Annotated in this window: 18 protein-coding genes; 15 read left to right on the top strand and 3 right to left on the bottom strand. The window is 72.4% G+C overall.

All coding sequences use genetic code 11. The features are described from left to right. Nucleotides 1-11: 11 nt before the first annotated feature. The 6 genes from BL254_RS20455 (at nt 12) to BL254_RS20440 (ending at nt 3,354) form a co-directional block, all read left to right on the top strand. The gene (locus BL254_RS20455) at nt 12-1,145 is read left to right on the top strand and encodes an LLM class flavin-dependent oxidoreductase (RefSeq protein WP_047224685.1); all 1,134 of its coding nucleotides are present in this window, start codon (nt 12-14) and stop codon (nt 1,143-1,145) included. Further along, nucleotides 1,142-1,294 carry a hypothetical protein gene (locus BL254_RS27395; RefSeq protein ID WP_157180605.1) on the top strand — a complete coding sequence of 51 codons (153 nt, stop codon included), beginning with the start codon at nt 1,142-1,144 and terminating at the stop codon, nt 1,292-1,294. Before BL254_RS20455 ends, BL254_RS27395 begins: the two co-directional genes overlap by 4 nt. After that, on the top strand, nt 1,291-2,031 hold the full coding sequence (locus tag BL254_RS20450) for a GNAT family N-acetyltransferase (RefSeq protein ID WP_076844622.1): 741 nt from the start codon (nt 1,291-1,293) through the stop codon (nt 2,029-2,031). The genes BL254_RS27395 and BL254_RS20450 overlap by 4 nt, the downstream gene beginning before the upstream one ends. A 103-nt stretch (nt 2,032-2,134) precedes the next feature. Beyond that, nucleotides 2,135-2,323: a hypothetical protein gene (locus tag BL254_RS27890; RefSeq protein WP_052914890.1), complete on the top strand. Its 189-nt coding sequence runs from the start codon at nt 2,135-2,137 to the stop codon at nt 2,321-2,323. Beyond that, nucleotides 2,310-2,516 carry a helix-turn-helix domain-containing protein gene (locus tag BL254_RS27885; protein ID WP_052914889.1) on the top strand — a complete coding sequence of 69 codons (207 nt, stop codon included), beginning with the start codon at nt 2,310-2,312 and terminating at the stop codon, nt 2,514-2,516. The genes BL254_RS27890 and BL254_RS27885 overlap by 14 nt, the downstream gene beginning before the upstream one ends. Nucleotides 2,517-2,586: 70 nt before the next feature. Further along, complete coding sequence (locus tag BL254_RS20440) at nt 2,587-3,354, top strand: hypothetical protein (protein WP_047224683.1); 768 nt, start codon at nt 2,587-2,589, stop codon at nt 3,352-3,354. A 28-nt stretch (nt 3,355-3,382) separates the two neighbouring features. On the opposite strand, the gene BL254_RS20435 is transcribed toward BL254_RS20440, so the two are convergent. Together BL254_RS20435 and BL254_RS26455 are read right to left on the bottom strand one after the other, a co-directional pair. Then, nucleotides 3,383-4,429, bottom strand: a complete 1,047-nt coding sequence (locus tag BL254_RS20435; RefSeq protein ID WP_052914888.1) for a bifunctional lytic transglycosylase/C40 family peptidase — start codon at nt 4,427-4,429, stop codon at nt 3,383-3,385. A gap of 6 nt (nt 4,430-4,435) precedes the next feature. Continuing rightward, nucleotides 4,436-4,804 carry a hypothetical protein gene (locus BL254_RS26455; RefSeq protein WP_139342421.1) on the bottom strand — a complete coding sequence of 123 codons (369 nt, stop codon included), beginning with the start codon at nt 4,802-4,804 and terminating at the stop codon, nt 4,436-4,438. 254 nt (nt 4,805-5,058) lie between these two features. Between BL254_RS26455 and BL254_RS20425 the strand changes: the two genes are divergently transcribed. The 9 genes from BL254_RS20425 (at nt 5,059) to BL254_RS20385 (ending at nt 14,297) form a co-directional block, all read left to right on the top strand. After that, nucleotides 5,059-5,583 (top strand): hypothetical protein, encoded by a 525-nt coding sequence (locus tag BL254_RS20425; protein WP_052914886.1) that lies wholly within the window; start codon nt 5,059-5,061, stop codon nt 5,581-5,583. Beyond that, the gene (locus BL254_RS20420) at nt 5,580-5,954 is read left to right on the top strand and encodes a hypothetical protein (RefSeq protein ID WP_052914885.1); all 375 of its coding nucleotides are present in this window, start codon (nt 5,580-5,582) and stop codon (nt 5,952-5,954) included. Before BL254_RS20425 ends, BL254_RS20420 begins: the two co-directional genes overlap by 4 nt. Nucleotides 5,955-5,964: 10 nt before the next feature. Continuing rightward, entirely contained in the window at nt 5,965-6,702 is a 738-nt protein-coding gene (locus tag BL254_RS20415) for a hypothetical protein (protein WP_139342420.1), read from the top strand. Between the two features lie 6 nt (nt 6,703-6,708). Beyond that, entirely contained in the window at nt 6,709-8,193 is a 1,485-nt protein-coding gene (locus tag BL254_RS20410; RefSeq protein WP_076844619.1) for a hypothetical protein, read from the top strand. Then, nucleotides 8,190-9,671, top strand: a complete 1,482-nt coding sequence (locus tag BL254_RS20405) for an SCO6880 family protein (RefSeq protein ID WP_083731254.1) — start codon at nt 8,190-8,192, stop codon at nt 9,669-9,671. The genes BL254_RS20410 and BL254_RS20405 overlap by 4 nt, the downstream gene beginning before the upstream one ends. 14 nt (nt 9,672-9,685) lie before the next feature. Next, entirely contained in the window at nt 9,686-11,206 is a 1,521-nt protein-coding gene (locus BL254_RS20400; protein ID WP_076844644.1) for a hypothetical protein, read from the top strand. Beyond that, entirely contained in the window at nt 11,203-13,026 is a 1,824-nt protein-coding gene (locus BL254_RS20395) for a type IV secretory system conjugative DNA transfer family protein (protein ID WP_076844617.1), read from the top strand. The genes BL254_RS20400 and BL254_RS20395 overlap by 4 nt, the downstream gene beginning before the upstream one ends. Continuing rightward, entirely contained in the window at nt 13,023-13,541 is a 519-nt protein-coding gene (locus BL254_RS20390) for a DUF4913 domain-containing protein (RefSeq protein ID WP_047225041.1), read from the top strand. Before BL254_RS20395 ends, BL254_RS20390 begins: the two co-directional genes overlap by 4 nt. A 186-nt stretch (nt 13,542-13,727) precedes the next feature. Beyond that, complete coding sequence (locus tag BL254_RS20385; RefSeq protein ID WP_175648433.1) at nt 13,728-14,297, top strand: hypothetical protein; 570 nt, start codon at nt 13,728-13,730, stop codon at nt 14,295-14,297. Nucleotides 14,298-14,406: 109 nt separating this feature from the next. Here BL254_RS20385 and BL254_RS20380 read toward each other — a convergent pair whose 3' ends face one another. After that, a complete protein-coding gene (locus BL254_RS20380; protein WP_200902567.1) occupies nt 14,407-14,910 on the bottom strand; it encodes a hypothetical protein in 504 nt (167 codons plus the stop codon). Between the last annotated feature and the right edge of the window lie 153 nt (nt 14,911-15,063).

Genomic DNA, 15,063 nt, shown 5'->3' with positions numbered 1-15,063 from the left:
GGAAGCCTGTCATGGTCACGACTCCGCTCGCCGTCCTGGACCTCGTCCCGATCCCCGCCGGATCGACCGCGGCGCAGGCGCTGCGCAACAGCATCGATCTCGCCCAGCGGGCCGAGCGGTTCGGCTACGCCCGGTACTGGTTCGCCGAACACCACCTCAACCCCGGCGTGGCCGGCACCTCGCCGGCGGTCCTGCTGGCGCTGACGGCCGCGGCCACCTCGACGATCCGGCTCGGCTCCGGCGCCGTCCAGCTCGGGCATCGCACCGCGTTGTCGACGGTGGAGGAGTTCGGGCTCATCGACGCCCTGCACCCCGGGCGTCTCGACCTCGGCCTGGGCCGTTCCGGCGGGCGTCCGAACGAGGTGAAGCGTGAGCCGGCCCTGCTCGGCGCCGGCACGGCCGTCGTGGACGGACGCGCGCCCAACGGGCTGCGCATCCCACCCCGGTTCTCCTTCGAGCATCTGCTCAACTCGCCGCGCTTCGAGCTGCAGAAGGGGCTCCTGCAGCTCCCCGGTGCGCAGTCGCAGAACTACACTGAGCAGATCGGCGATGTCCTTGCCCTGCTGGCCGGCACCTACCGTTCCGCCGAGGGCGAACAGGCTCACGTGGTCCCCGGGGAGGGCGCGCAGGTGCAGGTCTGGATCCTCGGCAGCAGCGGGGGCGAGAGCGCGATCCTCGCGGGGGAGAAGGGGCTGCGGTTCGCCGCGAACTACCACGTCAGCCCGGCCACCGTCCTGGAGGCCGTCGAGGCCTACCGGGCCGCGTTCCAGCCGTCCGACGAACTTGACCGACCCTATGTCAGTGTCTCGGCCGATGTCGTCGTGGCCGAGGACGCCGCCACCGCGCGGGAGCTGGCCGCCGGTTACGGGCTGTGGGTACGCAGCATCCGCACCACACTGGGGGCCATCCCGTTCCCGGCCCCGCAGGAGGCACGCCGGCACGTGTGGAGCGACGCCGACCGCGAACTGGTCGCCGACCGTGTCGAGACCCAGTTCGTCGGCTCGCCGGGGCAGGTCGCCGACCAGCTGGAACAGCTGCGCGACGCCACCGGCGCCGACGAGCTGATCATCACCACGATCACCCACGACCATACGGACCGGGTCCGCTCCTACCAGCTGCTGGCCCAGGAGTGGCAGCGCCGTTGACCACCCACGACCGTATGCGCGCCCGCATCCCCGGCGCTGCCGTTACCGGTGCCGGCGCCGTCGGGGCAGCCGCCGATGCCACCGCGATCGAGGCCGGCATGATCGATGCCGCCGCGATCGGGGCTGGTGTGATCGGAGCCGGCGCGTGAGCCGAATCCCCGCCAGCCGGCAGGACCCTGACCGGCGGCATCCACTGGACAACCCCGCCCGCTGGTCGCTGACCGGGGCGCACGCGCATCTCGCCGAACGGCGTGGCAACGTGCTGCGCTACCCGGTCGACGTCTCCCCGTTCGTGGCACTGCCCGAACAGCCCGACACCGCCGACTGGAACGACATGGCGGCCCTTGCCGGCCCGGGGGCGCTGGTCCCGCTCGCCGGGGTGTCGGTGCCGCCACCACGAGGGTGGGAGGTGGTCAGGCGCGGTGCCGGGGTGCAACTCGTCGGCGACGGTCTCGCTGCCGCCCTCGACGACGAAGCCGTCCGACTCCAGCCGTCGGACGTGCCGGAGATGCTTGCCCTGGTCGCCGCCACCAAACCCGGCCCGTTCCTGCCCCGCACCATCGAACTGGGCACCTACCTGGGCATCCGCCGCAACGGCGTGCTCGTGGCGATGGCCGGCGAACGGCTGCACCCACCCGGCTGGACGGAGGTCAGCGCTGTCTGCACCGACTCCGCCTTCCAGGRCCAAGGGCTGGCGACCCGGCTCGTGCGCGCGGTGGCCGCCGGCATCCGCGAACGCGGCGAAACCCCGTTCCTGYACGCGGCCGCAGACAACACCAACGCGATCCGGCTGTACCTCTCGTTGGGCTTCCGCTTCCGCCGCGAGGCGACCTTCCTCGCCGTCCGCGTCCCCGACCCCCTCCCCGAAAACGCCCCGGCCACCTGACCAGCGCGTGTGTTCTCGTTCCGAGAGTGGCATGAGGGGTGACCGCCCGTGCCGATCCGATGATCGACCAGTGGAAGCGCGAGACATCCTTCGAGGAGAAGCCATGACCGAGGACACCAGCCCGGGCCAGTCGAGGTTCGTCCGCGGTAACGGCCATCTCGACCGACTGCTGTCCGACCCCCAGCTTGCCGCCGACGTCGCCAAGGCGCACGAGGCAGCGGCGGAGGCGGACCGGGTCCACACGAATGAACCTCGCGATGATCCGCAAAGCCGCGCAGATGACGCAGGCTGAGGTCGCCAAGAAGCTCGGAGTCGGCCAGGCCGCCGTCTCTCGTCTGGAGAGCCGTGAGGACATGCTGCTATCGACTTGCTCTCGGCATTTCGCCACCGCCGTGGGGTCGGGGGTGGGCTTCCCCAGTTCCCGCCACATCTGGGCGTTCGCCCAGGCGAGCATCGAACCGAGAAGATCCTCGGCGACCTCGTAGGAGATGGCCTCCTCCTGGGACCACGTCTCCAGCCCGTGGTCCGGAACATCACCATGACAGGGAGACCTGCATGACATCGCCGCAGGGCGAAGGCGCCTATGCCGATCCGATCCTGGACGGCCTTGGCCGGCTTGACCAGGACGTCGCGCAGATCCTTGGGCAGGTGCAGAACGCGCTGCTGGTCGCTCAGCAGATCACCGTATGGGTCGCCGAGCGCCGCCGGCGGCAGATCGACCAAGTGCAGACCACCGGCCGGGTGGACGCGGGTCGCAGCCCCCATCGGGCCGGAGGAGATGACGCCGGTGAGACGGCTCGGCGTCGGGCGGTTGCCGAAGATGCGGTTCGCACCGTATTGGCCGGTGATCCTGCCCGCGCCGAGATAGTGATCAATTCAGAGGGATTCGGTACGGTGGTTCATCGGCTTCCGCAGGTATGCCGGACGCTGGGGCTGACATCGGTGGAGACTGTGGGCCGGGCGGTGTTCATGTTTAGTCAACCGCGGGGCTTGGGCGACGTCAGCACCGCTAATGCGGCAGCGGTGTTGCACGACCGGCTGGGTTGGCTGGTGGATTCCAGCGGTATTCCCGGGCGGCTGGCCGGGTATCGGGTCGATCCCCTCGTCCCGGCCGGTACAGGCAGGGACAGGTCGCAGCGCTCCCAGCCGACGTCCACGCAACGGTCGCCACGGGATCCGGATCCGGGGCAGGTGCGGGCCACGACCTACCCGGGACCTCCCCGCCCGGGAGCGCGGTCGCCGGGCGGGAAGGGAGCGCAGGCGCAGCCGGCGGCGGCGCCTGTCCGGCGGGCGTTGCCCACGACCGTCAGCCGGGGTCGCTGACTGTCAGCTGTCCGGGGCGGGGTGGGTTTTATGGTTCGTTGGGGGTGATTCTTCGGGTGCCGGCGTAGTGGTCGGTCCAGTAAGGGTCGGTCGTCCAGGCGACGGTTTCGACGGTTTTCCCGGTGCGGGGGGCGTGGATCATCTGTCCGTTGCCGAGGGCGATCGCGACGTGGCTGAGCGGTCCGTCGATGTGGAAGAAGATCAGGTCGCCGGGGTGGATGTCGTCGCCGGCGACCGGGGTGCCTTGCTGGTATTGGTCGCCGGTGTAGTGGGGGAGCCGGATCGTTCCGCCGCTGGCCTGGTAGACCGCGTACAGGGTGAGCCCGGAGCAGTCGAATCCGGCCGTTCCGGTGTCGGTGCCGGTGGTGGGGCCGAACTCGTTGCCGCCGCCCCACACGTACGGGGTATCGGTCCATGCCTGCGCGGCGGCGGCGACCCGCTCGCCGAAGCCGCCGCCGGCGGGCGGGGGAGTGGGGGCGGTGTAGTCGGCGACGGCGGCGGTGATCCGGGTGACGTAGTCGCGGGTTTCCCCGATGGCGGGGAGGCCGCCGGCGGCGCGCACGCAGCCGAGCCCGCAGTTGTAGGCGGCCAGCGCGAGGCTGACGGGGTCGCCGGTGAGGGTGCCGTCGGCGATTCCCGCGGTGGTGTCGGCGAGCAGCGCGCACAGGAACCGGCCCTGGGCGGTGATCGCGTCGGCGGGGTCGAACGGGCTGGCGACGCCGTTGCCGTCGGCGTCGATGGCCCAGGTCGGCCAGGTGCCGGGCATGAACTGGGCGATGCCCTGCGCGCCCGCGGCGGAGACCGCGCGGGGGTTGAAGCCGGATTCCTGGGCGAGTTGGGCGGCGAGCAGCGCCGGGCTGAGCTGGGGGCAGCGGTCGTCACCGGCACCGGCTCTGATGATCCAGTTCTGGTAGGTGTCGGGGACGGCGGTGGTGCGTAGCGGCCCGCCGGGGGTGGCGGTCGGGGTGTCGGTGCGGTCGTGCAGGACGGTGACGGCGAGCAGGAGCGTCAGCGGCAGGCCGACCAGCCCGGCGGCGCAGGCGACGGCGGCCAGGGCGAGGGCACGGCCGGGCATCGGCGGTCAGCCGCTGGTGGTGTAGGAGTCGACCCGCCATCCGCCGCTGTCGGCGGCCAGCCGGCAGAACACGATCCGGGTCTCGGGGATACCGGTCCAGCCGTCGGCGCCGTGGGGGGTGACGGTGACCCGGACCGCCCGGTGGGCGTCGACCAGGCTGTCGGGGGGCGCTTCCACGGTCAGGACCGTGGTGGTGACGGTGGTGGCGGCCCGGTGGGCGGCCCACTGGGCCCAGCGGGCGTCGACGTCGACACCGTTGATCGGTTGGGACAGGCGGGCGGTGACGTAGGGGCGGGCACGGTAGTAGGCGGCTCCGGGCCCGGCGTCGACGGCGGTGTCGACGGTGTGGATCGCGGTGGCGAACGCCGCGCACACGGCCGCGGGATCCCCCTGGGGCGGGGCTGGCGGGGTGCGTGCCGCTGTCGGAGCCGGGAACGCGGTCGGGGTGGGCGGGCGGCCGGTTCCGCCACCGCAGCCGACCACTACGGGAAGCAAAACAACAAACAAAAGCCGTGTTTTTCTCATAGAAAATCCAACTCTTGCCCCCTGTGTCGCTAATAGAAACAGTTTTTGTCTTTTCCCTTATTCTGACGGTACGTGTCGTGGCTAGCGCAAGGGGTGATCTTCACGTGTCGGTGCTGACACGCACCGGCCGTGCCCCACGGCCCCGTCACCGGCGGGCGGGCGCGGACGTTGTTCCCGTTCAGCCGCTGGTGGTGGTCGCTGGCTGCCACGGGGGTGCGGGAGCGACCACCGTAGCCGCGCTGCTGCAACCGGCGATCGACATCGGTGTGGTCACCGACTGGCCCCGGTACGCGGCCAACCGTGGGTTCGCCGGCCGGCCGCTGGTCCTGGTCGCCCGCGGCACCGTGCAGGCGGTGGCGGTGGCCGGGCGGGTCACCGCCGCGGCCCGCACCGCCCACGTCCACCCCGCCGGGCTGGTCGTGGTTGCCGACGGGCCGCTGCCCGAGCCGCGCGGGGTCACCCAGCGGCTGCGGTTGCTGGCCGCGCACACCCCCGTCCACCGGCTGCCCTACGTCACCCGCTGGCGTTATGTCGCTGATCCGCTGCGCGGCGAGGTACCCACGCCGCTGGCGGCCGCGGTCACGGTCACTCGCAGCGCTCTGAGCACAGAAGGAGACACCCATCCGTGAGCCGGTTCCTGGCCTCGCTGTATCTTGCGGTCGGCGAGGCTCCCCGCAATCTCCTCGCCGATCCCCCGGCCCCTGCTGGCCAGCCAGCACCCGCCGGCCCGCCGACCTGGCAGATCCCCAATCCTCCGCCGGCGGCCCCCGAGCAGGTCACCAAGGTCACCGACTGGTTCATCGCCCTGGTGAAGTACGGCGGGCTGGCCGCCGGGGTGATCGGTCTGTCGATCTGCGCGATCCAGATGATGGTCGGGCGGCGTAACCGGCACGCGATGTCCGCGGACGGCGCGCTCGGGGTGCCCTGGACCCTGCTGGGGGTCTCCCTGATCGCGATGGGGCCGATCCTGCTGTCCACCATCCTCACCCTCGCCAGCTAGGCGGCCGGGAATGGCTGACGGGCGTCGTTTCCCCACAGGTGTGCGGCTGCTGGCCGCGGCCGGGCTGGTCGCGGTCGGGATCGCCGTCGGGCTGCTCCTCGGTGGCCGGGGCGGCTCCCCGGCACCGGCGCCGTCCCCGACCGCGGGTACGGCCGGCCCGGTCCCGGCAGGCAGCGGGCCGGTGCTCCCGGATCCGGGCCTGCCCGTCCTGGGCTTCTCCGACCTGACCTGGCTGGACTTCCACGGTCTCGCCCTGCCGGTCTCGCCGACCGCGGGCCCACACACCCTGGCCGACGACCGGGCGTCCGGGTTCGCGCACACCCCGCTGGGCGCGGCCCTCGCCGCGATCCACATCGCTGTTCGTACGGACGCCGCTGTCGGCGCTTACATCTTCGAGCCCACCATCGCCGAGCAGGCAACCGGTGTCGACCAGCCCGCCCTGCTGGAACAGACCCGGATGACCGCGGCGCAGCGAGCCGTTCCCGCCCGGCTGACCGGACGGTTCTCCGGCCAGGGCTACCGGTTTGTCGGGGTCCGCTTCGACGCGGCCGCCCCCGACCGGATTGTGCTGTATCTGGCCACGGACGCCGAGGGCCCCACCAGCACCACGGTGTACGCCACCGTGCGCATCGAGCTGCGCTGGGAGCGGGGGGACTGGCGGGTCGTGGCCCCACCCGGCGGCCTCTGGTCCACGGTCAGCACCCGGATCGCCTCTACCGCGGGCTTCCAACTGTTCCCCCGGAGATAAGAATCCATGGCCCTTCCAGACCTCGACAACACCTTCCCAGGACTCGGCAACCCGTCGCTCCTCGGTACCCCGGCCGGACAGTTGGCAACCGCTGCCGAGCTCGGCGGCGCCATTGTCAAAGCCGGCGCCGGTAAGGCTGTCGAGAAGGTCAGTGACAGTACGTTGAGTTCGTTGGAGGACACGCTGGCCAAGGGGCTGGCGTGGATGGTGGACACCACCTCGACCTGGTGGGTCAAGGCCCCCTCCATCCGGGTGCAGCAGCCGGTCGCGCCCGGTACGGACCCGGCGAGCGCGCCCCCGATCGAGGTGGTCGCCACGATCCGGGGCTGGATGTGGCCCATCGTGATCACGGTGGCGTTGTGCGGGCTGACGATCCAGGCCGCGCGGATGGCCCTGCAACACAGACCCCAGCCGCTCCTCGACATCGCTCGTGGTCTGCTGCTGGTGGGGCTGACGACCGGGATCGGGGTCTTMGTCGTCCAGCAGAGTCTGGATGTCGGGGATGCGTTCTCCGACTGGGTGCTGTCCACGGACGGCCAGCAGTTGGCGCCCACGATGAAACACGTCCTCGGGGTGGACGGGGAGAACCTCGCCGCCACCGGATTCGTGATCGTCTACTGTCTGATCGCGCTGGTGGTCTCGATCGTGCAGGCGATCCTGATGATGTTCCGGGAGGCCAGTATCCCGATCCTGACCGGGATGCTGGTCCTGGCCGCCGCCGGCGGGTTCCTGCCGTCGACCCGCCGCTGGATGCCGAAGATCGTCGGCTGGCTGGTCGCGATGGTCTGTTACAAACCGGCCGCGGCCCTGGTCTACGGGGCGGCGTTCAGCTACCTGCACTCCTCGCAGGCGGGTACCGACCCGGTGACCGCGGACCGGGACCGGTTCATGGGCCTGACCATGATGATCCTGTCGCTGGTCGCTCTGCCGGTGCTGATGCGGCTGTTCACCTGGGCGGCGGGGGAGACCGGCGGCGGCAGCGGGGGAGGAGCGCTGGCCGGGGCGGCGGCCTCCGCCGGAGTGCTGGCCGTGACCGCCGGGATGGCGTCCCGGTCAGCAGGCCGTTCCGGCGGGCCGGCCGGGGAGCACGCCGCCTACCTGGCGCAGACCGGTCCGGGCGGCCCACCACGGGCGCGGCCGCCCGGTGCCGACGGGTCCGGGCCGTCTCCCTCGGGGGGTGGTCCGTGGGCGCCGCCCGCCGGGGGCCAGCAGCCCGCCCCGGCCGGGGAGTCTTCTCCCGGCGGGCCGGCGGGTACGCCGCGGGGCGCGTCGTCGGCGTCCCCGGCGGCCGGTGCGGGCGCGGCCGCCGGTGGCCGGGCGGGGGCCGGGGCGGCGGCGGGAGCCGGGGCGGCCGGTGGTCCGGCGGGCATGGCGGTCGCCGCGGCCGGGCAGGCCGCCGCCGGCGCGGCCCGGGCGGCCGGGAACGCCGTGACCGGGCAGGAACCGCCGGCCGGGGGCGGGGCACCGCCGGCCGGGGGCGGCCGGCCGTGAGCGAGAACGAGCCGCGGATCCGTACCTACGGGGGGTGGCGGCGCAGCCAGCAGGTCGGCCTGTTCGGTCTGTCGTCCGCGCAGACCCTGGGGCTGCTGGCCACCCTCGCCCTGCTGATGATCGTGGCGGCGTTCTCCCCGCTGGCTGCCGGGATCCTGCTGCTGCCCGCTGCCGTGGCCGGTGGGGGGATGTGGGCGCGGTGGGACGGCATCCCGCTGGTACACCTGCTCGTCCAGCAGGCCCGGTGGGCGGCGGCGCGCCGCGCCGGCTACGACCGGCTCGACGCCGCCCTCGCGGTCGAACATCCCCAGGCGTGGACCCTGCCCGGGGTGCTGGCGCCTACCACGCTGGTGTCCGCCGACGACGGTGCCGGCGGGGACTACGGGCTGGTGTGGGATCGCCGCAGCGGGCTGGTGACCGCGACCCTGGCCGTGGCCCCGGCCTCGACCTGGCTGGCGGACCCCGTCGACGCCGACGGCTGGGTGGCCAACTGGGGTGGCTGGCTGGCCGGTCTCGGTTACGTTCCCGCGATCCGCTGGGTCGCGGTCACCGTCACCACCGCCCCCGATCCCGGCTCCACCCTGGCCGACAGCGTCGCCGCCCGCCTCGCCGCGGACGCCCCGCCGTTGGCCACCGAGCTGATGGGCGAGCTCGTCGCGGCCGCCCCGGCCGCGGCCGCCGACGTCGACACCTACGTGTCGCTCACGTTCGATCCGCGGCTGGCGCCGTCCCGGCCGGCGGATCTGCCCGCGACCGCGGCCGAGTTCGGTCATACCCTGACCGGGCTGGAGTCCTCCCTCGGCACCTGCGGGGTGGCGGTGCTGGGCCGGRCCAGCGCGGCGATGATCGTCGGGGTGGTACGCACCGCCTACGACCCGCACGCCCGCGGAGAGATCAACCGGATGCTCGCCGGTGACAGCCCGGACCTGCTGAACTGGGCGGAGGCCGGCCCGGTCACCGCGGTGGAGTCCCGCGGCCAGTACGACCACGACGGGGCGTGCTCGGTGTCGTGGTCGTGGCGGGAGGCCCCCCGCCAGCAGGTCCCCGCGCACGTGCTGGCCCGGCTGATCGCCCCGGGCCGGTGGCCACGACGGGTCACCCTGCTCTACCGGCCACTCTCGGCCGGGGACGCCGCCCGCGTGCTGGAACGGGAGGTCACCGCCGCCTCGTTCCGGGCGACCTACCGGGCCCAGACCGGCCGGGACGCCACCGCCCGGGACACCGCCGACGCCCAGCGCGCCCACCGCGCCGCCGCCGAGGAAGCTCTCGGCGCCGGCGTCACCCTGATGTCCCTGTACGTGACCACGACCGTGCTCGACGCCGCCGAGCTGCCGGTGGCGGTGGCGGACGTGGAGTCCCGCGCCGACGAGTCCAAGATCCGGCTGCGGCGGATGTACGGCAGCCAGGCCGCCGGGTTCGCCACCACTCTGCCGTGCGGGATCTGCCCACCGGTGCTCTCCCGCCGCTGGCCCCACTGACCCAGGAGATCGGGATGTCACCACGTCACGCCACCCGGAAGCAGACCCTCACCGCGCCCCCACCACCCCCCGCCCCGCCGTCACCGGCCCCCGGCGCCGTAGTCACCGCGGCGGATGCCGGCCCGGTCGCCCCGGCCTGGGGCTGGAAAACCCCCGGCGCGGGCCGCGCCGCCCACGTCGAACAGACCATCGAATACCAGGGCACCACCGTGCAGGTCTGCGGGCTGTACCCGTTCGTCGCCGGCGGCGGCTCCCCGGCCCTCGGCGTCCCGATCGGCCGGCACCTGCTGTGGGGCGAGGTCGTCTGCCTCGACCCGCTGCTGTGGGCGGACGCCGGCCTGGTCACCAACCCGGGCATGTTCCTGCTCGGCCAGCCCGGCACCGGCAAGACCGCCCTGGCCCACCGGCTGATCACCGGCATGGCCGCGTTCGGCACCCGCACCCTCATCCTCGGGGACACCAAACCGGACTACACCCGGCACGTGGAAGCCCTCGGCGGGCAGGTCATCCGCGTCGGCCGCGGCCTCGACCGGATCAACCCGCTGGACGCCGGCCCGCTCGGGCAGGCATGGGACCGCCTGCCCGCCGAGCAGGCCGCGGCTCTGCGCTGGGAGGTCCGCGGCCGCCGGCTGTCCCTGCTGCTCGCCCTGGCCTCCCTGGTGCGCGGCAGCCGCATCGGCAACGCCGAAGAAGTCATCCTCGGCCGGGCCGTCGACCTGCTCGCAGACCGCCACCGCGGCCGGCCCGCCCCGACCGTGCCCGACGTCCTGCATATGATCGAATCCGGGCCGGACGAGCTGCGCGCCGCCGCCCGCGCCCCCAGCCCGCAGGCGTACGCCACCCGCGTCGACGAGCTCGTGCCCACCCTGGCGCTGCTGACCGAGGGATCACTGGCAGGGGTGTTCGACGGACCCACCAGCACCTCCATCGATCTCGACGCCCCCGCCGTCTCCGTCGACATCTCCCGGGTGGGCGCCGCCGGAGACACCCTGCTGTCCGCCGCGCTGCTGTGCACCTGGGCCTACGGATTCGGGGTCGTTGACGCCGCCGCCGCCCTCGCCGACGTGCACCTGGCGCCCCGCCGCCACCATCTGGCCGTCATGGACGAGCTGTGGCGGGCGCTGCGCGGCGCCCCCGGGCTGGTCGAGCACGCCGACGCCCTGACCCGGCTCAACCGGGCCAAGGGCATCGCGTCGCTGATGGTGACCCACTCACTGGCCGACCTGGACGCGCTGCCGACGGAGGAGGACCGGGCCAAGGCACGAGGGTTCGTGGACCGCTCCGCGATCCTGATCTGCGCGGGGCTGCCGCCCCGCGAACTCGACCGAGTCCATCAGATCGCCCCGCTGACCGTCCCGGAACGGGCCCTGGTCGCCTCCTGGTCGGCGCCGGACTCCTGGCAGCCCGGTGCCCGCCACCCCGGCCGCGGCAAATACCTGATCAAAACCGGGGGGCGGCTGGGTATCCCCGTGCAGATGACCCTGCGGCCCCGGGAAGCCGACCTGTACGACTCCGATCAGGCGATCCGCCGGTGAGCTCCCCTCACGGCCCCCGCGGCGGCCAGCTCCTCGCCCCCTGGCTCGCCGTCGGCGCGCTGTGGACGCTGGTCGCCGCCGGCTGGCTGATCTGGGCCGCGGCCCGCCTGGCCGCCGCCCTCGGYGGCGGGCACGTGCCCGGCTTCGGCAGCCGGTTCCTCGCCGCGCTGGCCGCCGCCGACACCGCCACCACCTGGCCCGGGGTACCCGCCGGCTGGCTGGCCGTCACCTTCACCCTCACCGCCGCACTCACCGCCGCCGCCGTGACCGGCGTGATCCTGCTGGTACGGCGGCTGCGGCCCCGCCGGCAGCCCGGCGGCTGGGCGCTGGCCGGACCGTCACTGGCCACCACCCGCGACCTGGCGACCCTCACCCCCGCCGGCGCGGCCGCCCGGGCCCGCGCGCTGCGCCCCTCCCTGGCCCCGCTGCCCCGGCTGTCCGAAACGGACCGGGGCTGGCCGATCGGGGACCTGACCCCTGGCGGCACCCCGCTGTACGGCTCGGACGAGGACGTCGCGGTCGCGGTCATGGCCCCCCGCGCCGGCAAGACCACCGCGCTGGCCRTCCCGGTCATCCTCGACGCCCCCGGCGCGGTCGTCGCCACCGCGAACAAGGCCGACCTGTGGGCCACCACCGCCGCCCTGCGCGCCCAACGGGGCACGGTGTGGGTGTTCGATCCCCAGCAGATCGCCTACACCCCACCCACCTGGTGGTGGAACCCCCTGACCGCCGTGCGCGGGGTCGAGGACGCAGACCGGCTCGCCTCCCACTTCCTCCAGGAGATCCGCGGCGGGCAGGCATCCCGGGACTTCTGGGCCGCGGCCGCCGGAGACCTGCTCGCCAGCCTGCTGCTGGCCGCCGCCACCAGCGGCCGCAGCCTGATCGACGTCTACGAATGGCTCAACGACTCCGCCAGCCCCCGGCCCGCCGACCTCCTCGACGACCACGGCTACCGGGCAGTGGCCGCCGGCCTGCGCGGACGCCAGGCCGGCGCCCCGGAAACCCGCGAAGGCGTCTACGAAACCGCTCGGGCCGCCGCCCGTTGCCTGCGCAACGACCAGATCCTCACTTGGGTCACCCCACCCGCCGACCGCCACACAAAAGGCAGAAAAAGGGCGCTGTTCGACGTCGACCGTTTCGCCGCCAGCAGCGACACGTTGTACCTGCTGTCCAAGGACGACGAAGGCGCGGCATCACCGCTGGTCGCGGCGTTCACCGACCAGGTCATGCGCGCCGCGGTCCGCCGCGCCGAAGCCGCCGGCGGCCGCCTCGATCCCCCCATGCGGATCATGCTCGACGAGGCCGCGAACATCTGCAAAATCGCCGACCTGCCCCGGCTGTACTCCCACCTGGGCTCCCGCGGCCTGGTCACCATCACGATCCTGCAGTCCTACCGGCAAGGCGTCGGAGTATGGGGAGAACAGGGCATGGACGCCCTGTGGTCCGCCGCCACCATCAAACTCGTCGGCGCCGGCATCGACGACCCCAAACACGCCGAAGACCTCTCCCGGCTCGTCGGCGAACACGACATCGAAATCTCCTCGGTGTCACACAGCCGCGGCGGCCCGTCCACCCAGGTTTCGCTGCGCCGCCAGCGGATCCTCGACGCCGCCGACATCCGCGCCATGCCCAAGGGCACTGCCCTACTACTCGCCACCGGCATCCGCGCGGCCGCGGTCCGCCTACGCCCCTGGTACACCGGCCCACACGCCACCGCGATCACCACCACATCCGCGCAGGCCATGGCCACCCTCACCGCCCACGCCACCCCCACCGCACCCGGCCCCGTCAGCGAGATGGGAATGGAGACGACGCCATGACCAACCCCACCACCGGGCTGACTGGCGCATTGGCGGACCTGGCCGCCCGGCTCAGCTCCCTGGAAACCCTGCTGGCCGACCTCGACGCCCGCACTACCGCCACAGACCCTGTTACTGCTCTCCCGGCGGTCAGCGACAGCAGCCAGGACCAGGAGGAGCCCCTGGAACCGGCGTTCGCCGGCGTCACCGACTGGGTCGAGCAGTACTTCCGGGTGGCCTACCCCCGCTCAACCGGCGGGGAGTTCCGCTGGTGCGCCCAATGGTGGGACCACCTCGAAGCCGTCATCCGCCTCGAAGCGCTCTGGCGGGCCTGGGAACACGCCCGCACCGATCCCAACACCGGCATCGCCACCTGGCACACCACCCTGCTCGACCCCCAACTGGCAGTCCTGTGCGGACCCTCCGGACCGTTCCGCGCCTGCCGCCCCGACCGCCACGAACCCGACCGCCCCCTACCCGTCACCCCCACCCCACCCGGCCACTTCAACCCTGCGGCGAGCGGCGAGGACAGCTGACATGCCATACGGCACCGCCCTCCGGGCTACCGGCCGTCCACCTGGCTCCGCTGAGACTGATCCTCATCTCTATCATCTGTATGCCAACGGCCCAGACTTCGGGATTTCCGAGAGATGAATAGATCGTCGGGACGTTCCTGGCCCGGATGCCCCAGTCTGAAGAAAGCTGAAGAAGGGATCTTCGTCATGCTCTGGCCCGCCCTCCAGGTGCTCTCCCACGGAGAGCTGACAGCCGACCAGCTACGGCGGCTGCTCGACACGCTCCGGCTCGAAGAAGCCCCCCGCACCGAAGGCCCCGGGACGGCGGGGAGYATCGCGCACCGCTCCTTCACCGACGACACGGGCACCCGCCTCGTCTTGGAGCTCGCCCGCACCAGCGAGTCCGGCTGGGCGCTCGCCCTCTTCTTCGATGGTGAACCACCTTCTACCGACACCATCGAAGGTCACCGGGTGCTGCTCCGCGACGCCGTCGAACGGCTCGGCCTCACGCTCATCGAGATCACCCCCGCTACCACCGCCGACGAGGTCCTCGTCGTGCCTCCACCGCCGCCCGRCATCCCCGAGTCCACCATCGGTGTCTCCTGGGATCTCCCGTACGACAACCTGGACCAGATGTGGCCACACGTTGGCCTGCGCAAGGACGCCCCCCGGGAAGTGAAGGAGGTCAAGCTACGCGAGGTGATGCGCACCCCGGTCTGGTCCGCCGCCCCCCCGATCCTCCGCCGCCAAGCCGAGGCCTTCCTCCGCGACATCTGACCCCCGCCTGAGCGGGACCGGCCTAGCGACGCCCCGCCTGGACCGGACTGGCGTGGAGATGAGGCGGGGCATAGAGCAGCGAAGAATCGAGAAGACCGAGAACTCACCGCTACTCACCGACAAACGTCTGGTCCAGCAACTCCTTGGCCAGGTCCGTGGCGAGGCGCGCCAGCTCATCGCCACTCTGGCCGGGACCGAACGCGGCCCCCGGGGAAAGCCGGGCGGCCAGCTCCTTCAACAGGCTGGCGACGATCATCGCGCGTAGCTCCGTGATGACCACGTTACGGGACAGTTCGCCGGGTAGCCGCTCATCCAGGCCCCGGTCTCCGGCGAGTCGCCGCCGCAGGTCCGCCGCCCGTTGCGGAAGAGGAATCGGTTCCGCCTGCCGGCCCACATACAGCCTCGCCGCGAGCGAATGCTCGAACGGATCAAGCGCTCCGCGCTCCGTATCGGACTGCCGCGGCGTGTCGCCGCTCAACACAGCACGCAAATTCCGGAGTGCGACATCGACTCGCGCCGATGGGTTCTCCGCGTCCGACATCGCGTCGAGCACCCCGATCGCGGCGTTCCTTAGCCGCGTGTACTCGGCCCGGATCACGTCATCCTGCAACATCGCTCCTCATCTTCCCCAGCCTGTCATGGATGCCCATCCGCGGCCCCGACGCCCGTGCCGCTCTCCGCTCCCTTCAACAACGCAAAAACAACAAAGGCATAGATTGTCGTATGTACGCCATTAGATAATTTTTCTCTCTAAATATCATGATAG

Source organism: Protofrankia sp. BMG5.30 (assembly GCF_001983005.1).
Taxonomy (GTDB): domain Bacteria; phylum Actinomycetota; class Actinomycetes; order Frankiales; family Frankiaceae; genus Protofrankia; species Protofrankia coriariae.
The sequence above is the reverse complement of the archived record's forward strand: the minus strand, read 5'-3'. Positions and strand labels throughout refer to the sequence as shown.

Bases quoted from the DNA above. Each gene is read 5' to 3' on its own strand.
- BL254_RS20455 (WP_047224685.1), top strand. From the start codon at position 12: ATGGTCACGACTCCGCTCGCCGTCCTGGACCTCGTCCCGATCCCCGCC.
- BL254_RS20400 (WP_076844644.1), top strand. From the start codon at position 9,686: ATGTCACCACGTCACGCCACCCGGAAGCAGACCCTCACCGCGCCCCCA.
- BL254_RS27885 (WP_052914889.1), top strand. From the start codon at position 2,310: ATGACGCAGGCTGAGGTCGCCAAGAAGCTCGGAGTCGGCCAGGCCGCC.
- BL254_RS20435 (WP_052914888.1), bottom strand. From the start codon at position 4,429: ATGCCCGGCCGTGCCCTCGCCCTGGCCGCCGTCGCCTGCGCCGCCGGG.
- BL254_RS20390 (WP_047225041.1), top strand. From the start codon at position 13,023: ATGACCAACCCCACCACCGGGCTGACTGGCGCATTGGCGGACCTGGCC.
- BL254_RS20415 (WP_139342420.1), top strand. From the start codon at position 5,965: ATGGCTGACGGGCGTCGTTTCCCCACAGGTGTGCGGCTGCTGGCCGCG.
- BL254_RS27890 (WP_052914890.1), top strand. From the start codon at position 2,135: ATGACCGAGGACACCAGCCCGGGCCAGTCGAGGTTCGTCCGCGGTAAC.
- BL254_RS20440 (WP_047224683.1), top strand. From the start codon at position 2,587: ATGACATCGCCGCAGGGCGAAGGCGCCTATGCCGATCCGATCCTGGAC.
- BL254_RS20380 (WP_200902567.1), bottom strand. From the start codon at position 14,910: ATGTTGCAGGATGACGTGATCCGGGCCGAGTACACGCGGCTAAGGAAC.